This window comes from Streptomyces venezuelae, from assembly GCF_008642375.1.
GTDB classification, from domain to species: domain Bacteria; phylum Actinomycetota; class Actinomycetes; order Streptomycetales; family Streptomycetaceae; genus Streptomyces; species Streptomyces venezuelae_G.
In genome coordinates this window covers 4,356,122-4,368,311 of sequence record NZ_CP029194.1, presented here as the reverse complement: position 1 = coordinate 4,368,311, position 12,190 = coordinate 4,356,122, and the positions used below count along the sequence as shown (strand labels likewise).

Sequence of the window (12,190 nt, the reverse complement as noted above, 5' to 3'; positions counted from 1 at the left end):
TCCTTCCCTTCCGTCCCTTCCGTCATGTCCGCCTCAGCGCTTCTCGATCACCACGGAGTCGATCACCACGTCCTGGCGCGGGCGCTCGGTGTGCGGGTCGGTCGCGACCGCCGCGATCGCGTCCACGACCTTCCGGCTCTCCGGGCCCGCAACCTCGCCGAAGATGGTGTGCTTGCGGTTCAGCCAGGTCGCGGCACCGACCGTGACGAAGAACTGCGAGCCGTTGGTGCCCGGGCCGGCATTGGCCATGGCCAGCAGGTAGGGGCGGTCGAAGAAGAGCTCCGGGTGGAACTCGTCGGCGAACTCGTAACCGGGGCCGCCCGTGCCGTTCCCCAGCGGGTCGCCGCCCTGGATCATGAAGCCCTTGATGACCCGGTGGAAGACCGTGCCGTCGTAGAGCGGGTCCGAGGAGACCTTGCCGGTGGCGGGGTGCGTCCACTCGCGCTCACCGGAGGCGAGTTCGACGAAGTTGCGCACGGTCTTCGGGGCGTGGAACGGCATCAGCCGTACCTCGATGTCGCCCAGGCTGGTCTTGAGGATCGCGTACAGCTGCTCGGCCACGGTCGCTTCCGTCCACATCGTGTCGTTGTCGTATCGCATCTGGCTCTGGCGTGACCACCGATCCTCGCATGCCCCGGATGCCCGCCCCGCATGCCGGACTTCGATCCGAGGGGCATGATTCCGAAAAGGATGGAAAGGTGAAAAACCGACATCGTCGCCACCCGAGGAGGAGGAATCCCGTGACCCGCATGGACAGCGTGCGCGCCGCGTCAGATTCGGCGAAGGAGAGCGTCCTGCACGCCGCGGAAGTGGTGGCGCCGTACGCCGAAACGGCCAGGGACCAGGCCACGTACTACGCGCACGAGGCGCGGGTGCGGATCGCGCCGAAGGTCTCGAGGGCCGCCCAGCAGGCCCGAGTACAGGCGCGGGTGCAGTACGCCTCGCATGTCGCACCGCACGTACCGCCGAAGGTCGACGCTGCCGCGCAGCGCGCGGCGGACGTGACCCGCTCAGCCGCCCGTCAGGCGGCCGACTACACCGTTCCGCGTGTCGAGCACGCGGTCGCCGCGACCGGTCCCGTCCTTGAGGAGGCCGGGTCGCGTTCCACCGCCGCCTGGGCCGCGCTGCGCGGTCAGGTGACGCCGAAGGAGATCCAGAGGATCGTGAAGAAGCACGAGCGGCGGGCCAGGGCCGGTCGCCTCGCCAAGGGACTCGTGGTCCTCGGCTTGGTGGTCGGCGGCGCTTTCGCCGCTTGGAAGTGGTGGGACAAGCAGGCCAATCCCGACTGGCTGGTCGAGCCGCCGGCTCCCACCGAGGTGGGCGAGGGTTCCGCGTTGTCGTCCGGCGACGGCAACGGGGGGTTCCTCGATCCGGAGGTGGAGTTCAAGGAGAACGAGGCCGAGATCCAGGCTGAGGCCGAGGCCGAGGCCGAGATCGAGGCCGATGCGGAAGCCGACGCCGGGTCCGCGGAGCGCGACGAGCGTCGCTGACCGCTGCGGTCCGGTCGAAGGAACTTCGTGGCTTCGTCTTGGGTCGGTGGAGCTTGGTGTTCCGTCGGTGGAGCTTGGTGTTCCGTCGGTGGAGCTTGGTGTTCCGTCGGTGGAGCTTGGTGTTCCGTCGGTGGAGCTTGGTGTTCCGTCGGTGGAGCTTGGTGATCCGTCGGTGGAGCTTGGTGATCCGTCGGTGGAGCTTCTCGGTTCATCGGTCGAACTTCGTGTTCCGAGGGTGTAGCGGTTTCACAGGGCGCGGGGAGTGCGCGTACGTCGGCTCCCCGCGTCCTACGCGCCCGCCGTCGGCGCCGTCGCCGCGAGCGCCAGCTCCGTCAGCGCGGCCGGGTCGCTCTCGGCCGCGCCACCCGCGTGGCGGTGGCGAACCGAGGGGGAGGAGCCGTGGGCCTCGGCACCGATGCGCTGCTTGATGGTGGGCGGCAGGGACCGGTCACCGGCGAGGGGCCACCGATGCGTCCGCTGTGCCGGTACGGGGGCGTGGGCGCGCTCCCCGGTGGCGGTGGCCGCCGTGGTGGCGGCGGAGCCGGCCGGCTCCTCGGGCTGCTGCACGGCGGGCTGCTGGGCCGCGGCGGCGGTGCTCGCCAGGCCGACGGAGGCGAGCAGGGCGAAGAGGACGGAGATGAAGGCGGTCCAGAACTGCTTGACCTTGGCGGTGGCCATGATCCCTCACTTTCGTGACGTTCTCGGATGGTTCATTTCGAGTTGCGCGCTTTACGTACTTTCCACATGATGTGGATGCGACCCGAGATTCCCGCGGAACGACGCCGCCGCCGCGCAGTTCTTCCGATGAACACCACCCGGACGGATCAGTGGCCACCACCGACCTGGCCCGGTTCCCTCAGCTGACGGCCTTCTTGACCAGCTCCGCGATCCGCGCCTCGTCGGCGGCGGTCAGCTCCTTCAGGGCGAAGGCGGCCGGCCACATCGTGCCCTCGTCGAGGTTCGCCACGTCGTTGAAGCCGAAGGTCGCGTACCGCGCGTTGAACTTCTGCGCGCTCTGGAAGAAGCAGACGACCTTGCCGGCCTTGGCGTAGGCGGGCATGCCGTACCAGAGCTTCGGCGCGAGCTCAGGGGCACTCTCCTTGACCACGGCGTGGATGCGTTCGGCCATGACACGGTCCGAATCCTGCATCTCGGCGATCTTCGCGACCACGGCCGCTTCCTCCTCCGCCGCCTTGTCGGCGCGCGATCCACGGCGCGCGGACGCCCTGACCTCCTTGGCGCGCTCCTTCATCGCGCTCCGCTCCTCGGCCGTGAACGCCTCGGCCTTCGTCTCGGTCTCAGCGGTCGTGTCGACGGTCGTGTCGGTGGTCGCCTTGGCGGTCGCCTTGGCGGTCGTCTTGGCGGACTTCTGCGTGTTCGTCATGGCGAGTTCCTTCTCTGCTTGCACGTACGAATGGGGCTACCGAGTACGGAGGTGAAGGGGCGTCAGCCCCACGCGCCGGCGATCTGCCGGGTCGTGGCGTTGAGCCGGTTGAACAGGTTGGTGACGCCGACCATGAGGATGATCGCGGCGAGCCGCTTCTCGTCGTAGTAGGTGGCGGCCGTGTCCCAGACCTCGTCGCTCACCGCGTCGGGCCGGTCGGCCAGCCGCGTCGCGGCCTCGGCGAGCCCCAGGGCCGCCCGCTCCGCCGGCGTGAAGTACGGGGCCTCGCGCCAGGCGGCGACCGCCGCCAGCCGTTCGTCGCTCACGCCTGCCGCACGGGCCGTCCTGGCGCCGCCGTCGACGCAGGCGGCGCAGCCGTTGATCTGGCTGACCCGCAGGTGGACCAGCTCCAGCGTCTGCCCGTCCACTCCACCGGAGCGCACGGCTTCGAGGAGCTCCTTGACGGGCCGCATCGCGGCGGGCAGCACGGCGACGGGGTTCTGCATACGGGACCGCATCTCGCTCCGCACCTCTTCACCTCTTCCGGGTCGGTGCCCCGTTCCCTCGGGGCGTGACTCCATGACAGCCCGTTCCGCCCGTCGCGGCCATCGCCGTGGGACACCGTGGGACAGGTGAAGCAGCCTTGACCTGCGGCGAGTTGGCTCGGAAGACTTCGACCCGAACGGGACGGCGACAGGGCAGCGACACCGCAGCACGGCACCACCGCACCACCGCAGCACAACAGCACGGCACCACCGCAGCACCGCAGCACCGCAGCACCGCAGCAGGACGCGACGACGGGGGAACCATGGACGCACGACCGGCCGACTCGCAGGGCAGAGGCCCGGGAGGATCGGGAGGAGCCGCGGGAGGCGTCGACCCGCAGGAGGAGCTGGCCGCCCGGCTGCGCCTGCTCCACGAGCTGTCCGGTCTCGGCGTACGGGCCCTCGCCCGGGACACCGGCCTCAGCTCCTCGTCGCTCTCGCGCTACCTGAACGGCCTGACCGTGCCGCCCTGGCCCGCCGTGGTCGCCCTGTGCCGCCTGGTGAAGCGGGACCCCCGCCCCCTGCGGCCCCTGTGGGAGCGGAGCTCGAACCCCCTGCCCGCGCCCCCGAAGAGCAGCCGGCAGATCCGGCCGCTGCCCCGCAACGACCTCCCCCGCGACGTGCCCGACTTCACCGGGCGCGAGGAGCGGCTCGCCGCCGTGCTCGCCGCCGTCGAGAGCCACCGGGCGGTCTCCGTCGACGGCATGGCGGGTGTGGGCAAGTCCTGCCTCGCGGTGCACGCGGCGCACCGGCTCGCCGCCGATTTCCCGGACGCCCAGCTCTACGTGGACCTGCACGGCTTCACCGAGGGCCGGCCGCCGCTCGACCCCGACTCCGCGCTGCGGATGCTGCTCGCCGCGCTCGACGTCCCCTCCGAGAAGGTCCCGCGCGAGGGCGTCGAGGAGCTGGCCGCCTGCTGGCGGTCCGAGCTGGCGCGCCGCCGGGTCGTCGTGGTCCTCGACAACGCCGCCGACGCCGAGCAGGTCCGCCCGCTGCTGCCCGGAGCCGGCCCCTCTGTCGCCCTGATCACGAGCCGCAACCGCCTCCTCGGCCTGGACGAGGTGCCGCCGGTCTCGCTCGACGTGCTGAGCGCGGAGGAGAGCGCGGAGCTGCTCGCCCGGGCCAGCGGCGACCCGGGCGGGCCCGAGAGCAGGCTCGCGCGCGATCCGGAGTCCGCCGCCGAGGTGCTGCGGCTGTGCGGCCGGCTTCCGCTGGCCCTGCGGCTGGCCGCTGCGCGGCTGCGGCACCGGCCGGGCTGGACCGTGGGGATCCTCGCCGAGCGGATGGCCGAGGGGGCGAGTGAGGGCGCGAGCGAGGTCGACGCCGAGTTCGGTGCGGCGTTCGCCATGTCCGTACGGCAGCTCGACCGTGCCAGGGCCCGGCTGTTCCGGCAGCTCGGCCTGCTGCCGGGGGAGTCCTTCGACGCGTACGCGGTGGCGGCGCTCGCGGACCTGCCGCTGCGCGAGGCGAGGGCGTCCCTGGAGGACCTGCTGGACGCGCATCTCGTCCAGGAGCCGACGCCGGGCCGCTACCGGCTGCACGACCTGGTGCACCAGCACGCCCGCCGGGCCGTGGCGGAGCAGGACGCGGCGCCCGAACGGGAGCGGGCCCTCCACCGCGTACTCGACTACTACGTCCACGCGACGGCGGCGGCGGACGCCGCAATGCCGTACCTGGCGCCCGGCCGCCCGGCCTCCGCCGGTGTGGCGCCGGCCGCGCTGCCCCGGTTCGCCGACAAGAACGCCGCCTTCACCTGGCTCGTCATGGAGTACGGGAACCTCCTGGCCGCCTTCGAGACGGCCGCCGCCGTCGGCGCCGACACGCACGTGTGCGAGCTGCCGCGCTTCCTGCGGGCGTACTTCGCCCGCCGCTGCGGCACGTCCCACCTCAACTACCTCTTCGAGCGTTCACTGGCCGCCGCCGAGCGCCTGGGGGACCCTCTGCAGCTGGCCGAGGCGCACAGCGACCTGGGGTTCGCGCGCTACAACGCGGGCCGGATGGCGGAGGCCACCGCCTCGTACGAGGCGGCCGAGCGGGAGGCCGCCCGCGCGGGGGACACCCGGGCCGAGGCCGAACTGGCCCTGCGCCGCGGCTACCTGAGCTGGGACGCGGGCCACGTCGAGGAGCCGCTCGACCTCTTCCGGCTGGCGGGGAAGCTGTACGAGCAGGCCGGCAGCCCGACGGGCGCGGCCCACGCGGCCGCGTCGGAGGCCTGGGCGATGCTCCAGCTGGGTCAGCGGGAGGAGGCGGCGCTGCGGGCCAGGGAGGTGCTGGGCATCCCCCACACCGACCCCACGTGGCCGCCCGCGCTGACCGCCCGGATCACCCTCGGTGTAGCCGTCGCGCCCGAGGAACCCGAGGAGGCGGTGGAGCACCTGGGGCGGGCGCTGGCGGTGGCCCGTGAGGACGGGCACCTCCACAACCAGGCGTGGTGCCTGAACTGCCGGGGAGTCGCGCTGCGGCAGATGGGCCGCTACGAGGAGGCCCTGGACAGTCACCGGGAGGCGTTCGCGCTGCTCGACGAGGTCTTCGAGGAGCATTGGAAGATCCACTTCCTGGACGGATACGCCGAGACCTGCCGGCTCGCGGGCCTCCCGGACGAGGCCCTGCGGCTGCACCGGCAGGCCCTGGAGCTGGCCCCGAGGCTGGGCAACCGGCACGCGGAGGCGCTGGCCCACGAGGGGATCGCGGTCGTGCTCGACACGAAGGACCCGGCCGGGGCAGCCGAGCACCGGGCGGCAGCCGGAGCACTCCTTCGGGAGCTCGCACCCGACGCGCACTGACCACCCCGAAAGCGGAAGCAGGCAGCGGGAAGCAGGCAGCAGAAGTCGGGCGCACGACAAGTACGGCCGACCGCCCGACCTCATTTTGAATCGATCGATCCAAAACCTGCTACGGTCCCTGCCTGACGAAGGGTCAACGAAGCACGGCAGAGCAGAAGGAGCACCAGCCATGGCACCGTCCTCCCCGTCTCCCCTCACCCGCGTCCGCGTCACGGCGGATCCCGACTGGTACGAGGAAGCCGGCATCTCCCTCGGCATCCGCGCGGGCGGCCTGGTCTTCACCTCGGGCCAGGCACCGGTCGACGCCGCCGGCGACACCGTCGGGCGCGGGGACTTCGCGGCGCAGGCCGCCCAGGCCCTGGCCAACGTGTCCACCGTCCTGACCAACGCGGGCTCCGGCCTCGACCGGCTGGTGAAGCTCACCGTCTTCGTCACGGACATCTCCGGCCCCCACCAGGAGGCCTTCGCCGCCCTCCGCGCGAAGCACTACGCCGAGCCCTTCCCCGCGGAGTCCTTCGTCCAGGTCGCCGCGCTCGCGGACCCCGACTGGCTGATCGAGATCGAGGCGGTCGCCACCGCCGCCTGAGCCCGGGGGCCGACGTCCTAGGCTGTGACCATGGCCAGGCCGCGAGAGTTCGACGAGGAGCGTGTCGTGACCGCGGCCATGGAGACGTTCTGGCGCCACGGCTACGAGGGCACGTCGACCCGTGACCTCTGCGACAGCACGGGCCTCGGGCCTTCGAGCCTCTACAACGCCTTCGGCGGCAAGCGCGCGCTCTACCTCCGCGCCCTCGACCGGTACCACCAGACCGGCACCGCCGAGCAGATCGCGCTGCTCCAGGGCCCCGGCACCGTCAAGGACCGTCTGCGCGCGATGATGATCCACGCCGTCGACGCGGACCTCGACGAGGCCGAGGGCCGCGGCTGCTTCGCGATCAACGCCGCCGTCGAGTCCGCCGCCCCGGACGAGGACGTCAGGGAGGTCGTCCGGCGCAGCTTCGACCGGGTCGAGACCGAGCTGTACGCGATCCTCGCCGCCGGCCGCCACAGCGGCGAGATCCGCTCCACGGGCGACCTCCGCGCCCTCGCCCGCCGCCTCCAGAGCACGTACTACGGCCTGCGCGTCCTCGGCAGGATCCAGCGGGACCGGCAGGCCCTCCTGGACACCGTGGAGAGCGCCCTCGCGGACCTGTAGGGCACGAAAAACACCCTCCTGATCGCGCTGGCGCGGATCAGGAGGGTGCATCCAGGTGGAGCCTAGGGGAGTCGAACCCCTGACATCTGCCATGCAAAGACAGCGCTCTACCAACTGAGCTAAGGCCCCGGAACGAGAACAGCGTACCGGGTCTCCCCCCATGTCCGGCAAAAGGATAGGGACTCCCGGTCAACGACCACTCTCCGTAAGATGCTGATCGAGGTTCGCAGTGGCGAACCTAAGGGATGGGGAGAAGTAATGGACGCAGCGCAGCAGGAAGCCACGGCAAGAGCCAGAGAGCTTCAGCGCAGTTGGTACGGGGAGCCGTTGGGGGCGCTCTTCCGTCGGCTGATCGACGATCTCGGGCTCAATCAGGCCAGGCTCGCGGCCGTGCTCGGGCTCTCCGCGCCCATGCTGTCCCAGTTGATGAGCGGCCAGCGAGCCAAGATCGGCAACCCGGCCGTCGTCCAGCGCGTCCAGGCCCTCCAGGAGCTCGCCGTCCAGGTCGCCGACGGCAGCGTCAGCGCCGCCGAGGCCACCGACCGGATGGACGAGGTCAAGAAGTCCCAGGGCGGCTCCGTCCTCACGAGCACGGCCCAGACCGCCACCGGCTCCGGCGCACCGACCGTGCGCCGCGTGGTCCGCGAGATCCAGTCCCTGCTGCGGTCCGTGGCGGCAGCGGGCGACATCATCGACGCGGCGGACTCCCTCGCCCCGGCGCACCCGGAACTGGCAGAGTTCCTCCGGGTGTACGGCGCGGGGCGCACCGCGGACGCGGTCGCGCACTACGAGTCGCACCAGAACTGACGCGGGACCGGCGCTCGGCCGGTTCCGGGGAGAAACGACACGACGGGGAGCGGGCGCAGCGCGATGGGTGAGGTCTTCGCTGGTCGGTACGAGCTGATCGACCCGATCGGACGGGGCGGGGCGGGCGCCGTGTGGCGCGCCTGGGACCACCGCCGCCGCCGGTACGTGGCGGCCAAGGTGCTCCAGCAGAGCGACGCCCACACGCTGCTCCGCTTCGTCCGCGAGCAGGCGATGCGGATCGACCATCCGCACGTCCTCGCGCCGGCCAGCTGGGCCGCCGACGACGACAAGGTCCTCTTCACGATGGACCTGGTCGCCGGCGGCTCTCTGGCGCACGTCGTCGGGGACTACGGCCCGCTGCCGCCCCGCTTCGTCTGCACCCTGCTCGACCAGCTGCTCTCGGGTCTGGCAACGGTGCACGCCGAAGGCGTCGTCCACCGGGACATCAAGCCCGCCAACATCCTTCTGGACGTCACCGGAACCGGGCGGCCGCACCTGCGGCTGTCCGATTTCGGCATCTCGATGCGCAAGGGTGAGCCCCGGCTCACCGAGACCAACTACGTCGTCGGCACGCCCGGTTACTTCGCTCCCGAGCAACTCCTCGGCGCGGAGCCCGACTTCACCGCCGACCTGTTCGCCGTCGGCCTGGTCGCCCTCTATCTGCTCCAGGGGCGCAGCCCGGACTCCCAGGCCCTCGTCACGCACTTCCTCACGTACGGCACGCCGAGCGCCCCCGAGGGCATTCCCGAGCCGCTGTGGCAGGTGCTCGCCGGACTGCTCCAGCCCGATCCGCAGGCCCGCTTCCGGTCGGCCACGGGCGCGCGCAAGGCACTGGACGCCGCCGTCGAGATGCTGCCCGAGCCGCGTCCCGACGAGCCTCCGGTCGAGATCTTCGACCAGATCGGCCCCCTGCCCGCCGGTTTCGGCCCCACGGGCCCCACGGGCCCCGCTGGCACGCCCGCCCCCGGCGCGTACGGCGCCGTCCCGGGCCAGCTCGGCGCCGCCACCGTCACCGACGGCGTACCGACGCCGCCCAGCACGCCCGTACCACCCCAGCAGCACCCGGCACAGGCCCCGTACCAGCCCCAGCACCAGCCACCCGTGCCGGCGGCCGCCCCGGCCCACGCGCCGGTGCCGAACCCGTCCGAGACGGGCAGCTTCCACCTGACCCCGCCGGTCACGCATCCGACGCCCACCCCCTCCTTCGACCAGGCCCCCACGGCCGGGGCGCCGTACGGACAGGCCCCTACTCATCCATACACCGCCCGCCCCGTTCAGGTTCCCGATCAGCACACGGCACCGGCGCACATGGCGGGGACCGCGCCCCTGGCCCCCGTACGCCGACCGGGACCGCCCCCGAAGGTGACGGTCCCGGTCCTGCTGCTCGCCCTGGTGTGCCTCGCGGTCGGCTTCTGGGCCCTCGCCCAGACCTGACCCGCCGGACAGGCCCTAAGCCGCCCGCCGCCGTGCCATGAGCGTCCACGCTCCGAGGCCGAGCAGCAGCGCTGTGCCGGTGCCGATCCCGGCCACCGCGACGAGCTGCATGGCGCCGTCGCCCTCCGCCGCCTGCGAGCCGCTCGCGCCGTTCGCCGCCGCCTCCTTGTCGTCGGCGGTCACCGCGAACGGCCCCGGGTCCCCGTCGTACCCGGGCCCTGGCTTCGCGTTCCCCGTGACGTTCACCCGCAGCGTCAGCGGCACGGGCTTGTCCCCGTACTCCTTGGCGACCTCGGGGCTGAGCGTGGCCGACAGGTAGTACCAGCCGGCGAACCGCATGCCGTTCGCGGCGTCGTTGTACGAGGTGCGGTTCTCGTGCGCCACCGGCCGCTGCGGGTCGAGCGCGAGCGTCGCGGGCTTCCCGTCGTACGTCCCGGTGTTCTCGTCGACGTGACCGAGCGCCGGGTTGTCCAGGGAGAGCACCAGCGCGTAGCTGACGTACTCGTCCGAGGCGGAGCTGCTGCCCAGCTCCGCGGTGGCGAAGAGCTGCTGCCCCCAGTCGACGGGCACCCGGTAGAAGAGCGTCTGCCCGGGCCGGATGTCGGACCGCCACTCGCCCTGCGTCAGCGAGACGGCGTCATGGAAGCCGGCGCCGCCCTGCCGCTTCTGCGGGCCGCCCGTCGGCGGCGGGGGCGTGGCGGAGGACCAGGCCTCGGGGAGCTCGGTCGGGCCGGCCTTCTTCAGTCCCGGCTCGGACAGGTGCCGGATCTCCAGCTCCCAGTCGTCCGGGGCCGAGGTCGCCTTCGAGGTGCGCTCGACGAGCACGTAGAAGGCGCCCGCCTTCTGACAGCTGGAGCTGTCCGCGTCGATCATGCGGCGGGCGTACCCGGCGAGCGGGCGGGCGTACTCGGCGGAGGAGAACGACACCTGCTGGTGGCCGCAGTCGGTGCCGGAGCCGTCCTGCATGCTGACCTTGAAGCCGTCGCCGTACTCGACCTTGCCCCCGGGCTTGGGCACGGCGACGACGGAGACGTAGCTGTTGATCTTGTCGTCGAGGTCGACGCGGTAGTAGACCTTGCCGTCCTTCTTCAGCGTGTCCCGGTACGTCTGCCCGGGCTTCAGCTGCACGGCGTCCGAGCTCGAAGCGGCGCCCTTGACGCGCGTGGCCGCGCCGTCGAAGGCGTACGGCGGGAGCGCGCCTGCGTCGTCCGCCCGCGCCTGGCCCGGCAGCGCTGTCACCGCGCCCACTGCGGCGACCGCCGCGATCAGGGCCCCGGCCCCCCGCCCCATGCGTCCGATGCCGGCCTGCGTCTTCACGCCCTTCTCCCCTTCACTCAAGCAAGCACTTTATTCGCTCAGGCAAAGCAAAGCCCCGGCCCGCTCACGCGCGGCCGGGGCTTCACCCACAGACGGTTCTCGTCTCAGACACCCGAACCTGCGGGCACGGAGTCGGTCGCCTCCGTCCACAGATCCTGCTCGGCGCGATCCGCCTGGATCTGGCGGTACACGAGGAGCCCGCCGATGGCGGCCAGTGCGACCAGGAGAAGCTTCTTCACCGCGCGACCTCGTCTTTCGTTGACGTAGGAGACTTCTGACGCCCACTCTACACATCGACCGATACCGATCGGTGACCTGTACGAGTTTCAAACCCCCGAAGCGTCCTTGTCCTGCCCGGACAAACAAATCGACCCGGACGGAGGAACCGTCCGGGTCGATCGATACTGTGGGGCTAACAGGATTTGAACCTGTGGCCTCATCCTTATCAGGGATGCGCTCTAACCAACTGAGCTATAGCCCCGCCGCGCTTTGCGGTGTGTGTCCCGCGCGCTGACTCCTGAAGATTAGCGCACGTGGGGGCCAGTCCCAAAATCGGTTCCGGCCCGGCCCCCTCGCAGGTCACCCGGCGGCCTCCCGAAGATCGACCGGAAGGTCGACCGGAAGGCGGATCAGCAGGTCACTCGTCCTCGGCGAGCGTGAGCTCCACGCCACCGACGAAGCCGGCCGACAGGTTGTAGATGAACGCGCCCAGCGTCGCCAGAGCGGTCATCAGGACCACGTCGATCACGGCGATCACCGAGGTGAACATCAACACCCGCGGCAGTGACAGGAACGACTGCAGGTCAAAGCCGTTGGACTCGTTCGAGCCCGTGGCCTCGCTGATCGTGCCGCCGACCGTCGAGAAGACGCCCATGGCGTCCATGACCATCCACAGCACCGCCGCGGCGACGACCGTGCAGATGCCCAGCGCGATGGAGAGCAGGAAGCTCACCTTCATCACCGACCACGGATCGGCCTTCGCCACCCGCAGCCGCGCCTTGCGCGTACGAGGCGTGGTGCTCGCCCCCGTACGCGGCCTGCGCACCGCTCCGGCGCCCGTCTGGCCGCCCAGCGTGCCACCCGCCTGGCCGCCCGGCGCCGGAGCGCCGTACGCCTGCGGCGGGTGGTACGGGCCGCCCGGCTGCTGCGCACCCGCGCGCTCGCCGGGCAGCGGCCCGCTGTAGGTCTCGTACGAGGGCTGCTGCCCTCGGCTGTCCGTCACCGCAACCCCCTGG

14 protein-coding genes and 2 tRNA genes are annotated in these 12,190 nt (G+C 71.7%); 7 read left to right on the top strand and 9 right to left on the bottom strand.

From position 1 onward, the window contains the following. Window positions 1–33 precede the first annotated feature (33 nt). Window positions 34–561, bottom strand: coding sequence for a peptidylprolyl isomerase (locus DEJ46_RS19945; protein ID WP_150274580.1), 528 nt, complete (start codon window positions 559–561; stop codon window positions 34–36). 179 nt (window positions 562–740) lie between these two features. On the opposite strand from DEJ46_RS19945, the gene DEJ46_RS19940 reads away from it, so the two are divergent. Both DEJ46_RS19940 and DEJ46_RS39205 read left to right on the top strand, forming a co-directional pair. After that, window positions 741–1,490, top strand: coding sequence for a DUF5324 family protein (locus tag DEJ46_RS19940; protein WP_190622765.1), 750 nt, complete (start codon window positions 741–743; stop codon window positions 1,488–1,490). A gap of 46 nt (window positions 1,491–1,536) precedes the next feature. Continuing rightward, complete coding sequence (locus DEJ46_RS39205; RefSeq protein ID WP_190622762.1) at window positions 1,537–1,731, top strand: hypothetical protein; 195 nt, start codon at window positions 1,537–1,539, stop codon at window positions 1,729–1,731. Between the two features lie 47 nt (window positions 1,732–1,778). On the opposite strand, the gene DEJ46_RS19935 is transcribed toward DEJ46_RS39205, so the two are convergent. The 3 genes from DEJ46_RS19935 to DEJ46_RS19925 all read right to left on the bottom strand — a co-directional run bounded on the left by DEJ46_RS19935 (window position 1,779) and on the right by DEJ46_RS19925 (window position 3,392). Further along, entirely contained in the window at window positions 1,779–2,168 is a 390-nt protein-coding gene (locus DEJ46_RS19935; protein ID WP_150268285.1) for a DUF6344 domain-containing protein, read from the bottom strand. A 178-nt stretch (window positions 2,169–2,346) separates the two neighbouring features. Next, window positions 2,347–2,742: an iron chaperone gene (locus DEJ46_RS19930; RefSeq protein ID WP_223835481.1), complete on the bottom strand. Its 396-nt coding sequence runs from the start codon at window positions 2,740–2,742 to the stop codon at window positions 2,347–2,349. 194 nt (window positions 2,743–2,936) lie between these two features. Then, complete coding sequence (locus DEJ46_RS19925) at window positions 2,937–3,392, bottom strand: carboxymuconolactone decarboxylase family protein (RefSeq protein ID WP_150268282.1); 456 nt, start codon at window positions 3,390–3,392, stop codon at window positions 2,937–2,939. Window positions 3,393–3,682: 290 nt separating this feature from the next. Between DEJ46_RS19925 and DEJ46_RS19920 the strand changes: the two genes are divergently transcribed. The 3 genes from DEJ46_RS19920 to DEJ46_RS19910 all read left to right on the top strand — a co-directional run bounded on the left by DEJ46_RS19920 (window position 3,683) and on the right by DEJ46_RS19910 (window position 7,397). Further along, complete coding sequence (locus DEJ46_RS19920; RefSeq protein ID WP_150268280.1) at window positions 3,683–6,202, top strand: tetratricopeptide repeat protein; 2,520 nt, start codon at window positions 3,683–3,685, stop codon at window positions 6,200–6,202. 169 nt (window positions 6,203–6,371) lie between these two features. Continuing rightward, entirely contained in the window at window positions 6,372–6,788 is a 417-nt protein-coding gene (locus DEJ46_RS19915) for a RidA family protein (protein WP_150268279.1), read from the top strand. A gap of 30 nt (window positions 6,789–6,818) precedes the next feature. Further along, complete coding sequence (locus DEJ46_RS19910) at window positions 6,819–7,397, top strand: TetR/AcrR family transcriptional regulator (protein ID WP_150268277.1); 579 nt, start codon at window positions 6,819–6,821, stop codon at window positions 7,395–7,397. Window positions 7,398–7,453: 56 nt separating this feature from the next. Here DEJ46_RS19910 and DEJ46_RS19905 read toward each other — a convergent pair. Further along, a tRNA-Ala gene (locus DEJ46_RS19905) sits at window positions 7,454–7,526 on the bottom strand. A gap of 129 nt (window positions 7,527–7,655) precedes the next feature. On the opposite strand from DEJ46_RS19905, the gene DEJ46_RS19900 reads away from it, so the two are divergent. Together DEJ46_RS19900 and DEJ46_RS19895 are read left to right on the top strand one after the other, a co-directional pair. Then, on the top strand, window positions 7,656–8,204 hold the full coding sequence (locus DEJ46_RS19900) for a helix-turn-helix domain-containing protein (protein WP_150268275.1): 549 nt from the start codon (window positions 7,656–7,658) through the stop codon (window positions 8,202–8,204). 63 nt (window positions 8,205–8,267) lie between these two features. After that, window positions 8,268–9,638, top strand: a complete 1,371-nt coding sequence (locus DEJ46_RS19895; RefSeq protein ID WP_150268274.1) for a serine/threonine-protein kinase — start codon at window positions 8,268–8,270, stop codon at window positions 9,636–9,638. Window positions 9,639–9,653: 15 nt separating this feature from the next. On the opposite strand, the gene DEJ46_RS19890 is transcribed toward DEJ46_RS19895, so the two are convergent. The 4 genes from DEJ46_RS19890 to DEJ46_RS19875 all read right to left on the bottom strand — a co-directional run bounded on the left by DEJ46_RS19890 (window position 9,654) and on the right by DEJ46_RS19875 (window position 12,177). Continuing rightward, complete coding sequence (locus DEJ46_RS19890) at window positions 9,654–10,976, bottom strand: hypothetical protein (protein ID WP_317852185.1); 1,323 nt, start codon at window positions 10,974–10,976, stop codon at window positions 9,654–9,656. An 83-nt stretch (window positions 10,977–11,059) separates the two neighbouring features. Further along, the gene (locus tag DEJ46_RS19885; protein ID WP_003958712.1) at window positions 11,060–11,194 is read right to left on the bottom strand and encodes a DLW-39 family protein; all 135 of its coding nucleotides are present in this window, start codon (window positions 11,192–11,194) and stop codon (window positions 11,060–11,062) included. A 168-nt stretch (window positions 11,195–11,362) separates the two neighbouring features. Continuing rightward, window positions 11,363–11,436: transfer RNA gene (locus DEJ46_RS19880), tRNA-Ile, on the bottom strand. 156 nt (window positions 11,437–11,592) lie between these two features. Further along, window positions 11,593–12,177 (bottom strand): DUF3566 domain-containing protein, encoded by a 585-nt coding sequence (locus DEJ46_RS19875; protein WP_150268272.1) that lies wholly within the window; start codon window positions 12,175–12,177, stop codon window positions 11,593–11,595. Between the last annotated feature and the right edge of the window lie 13 nt (window positions 12,178–12,190).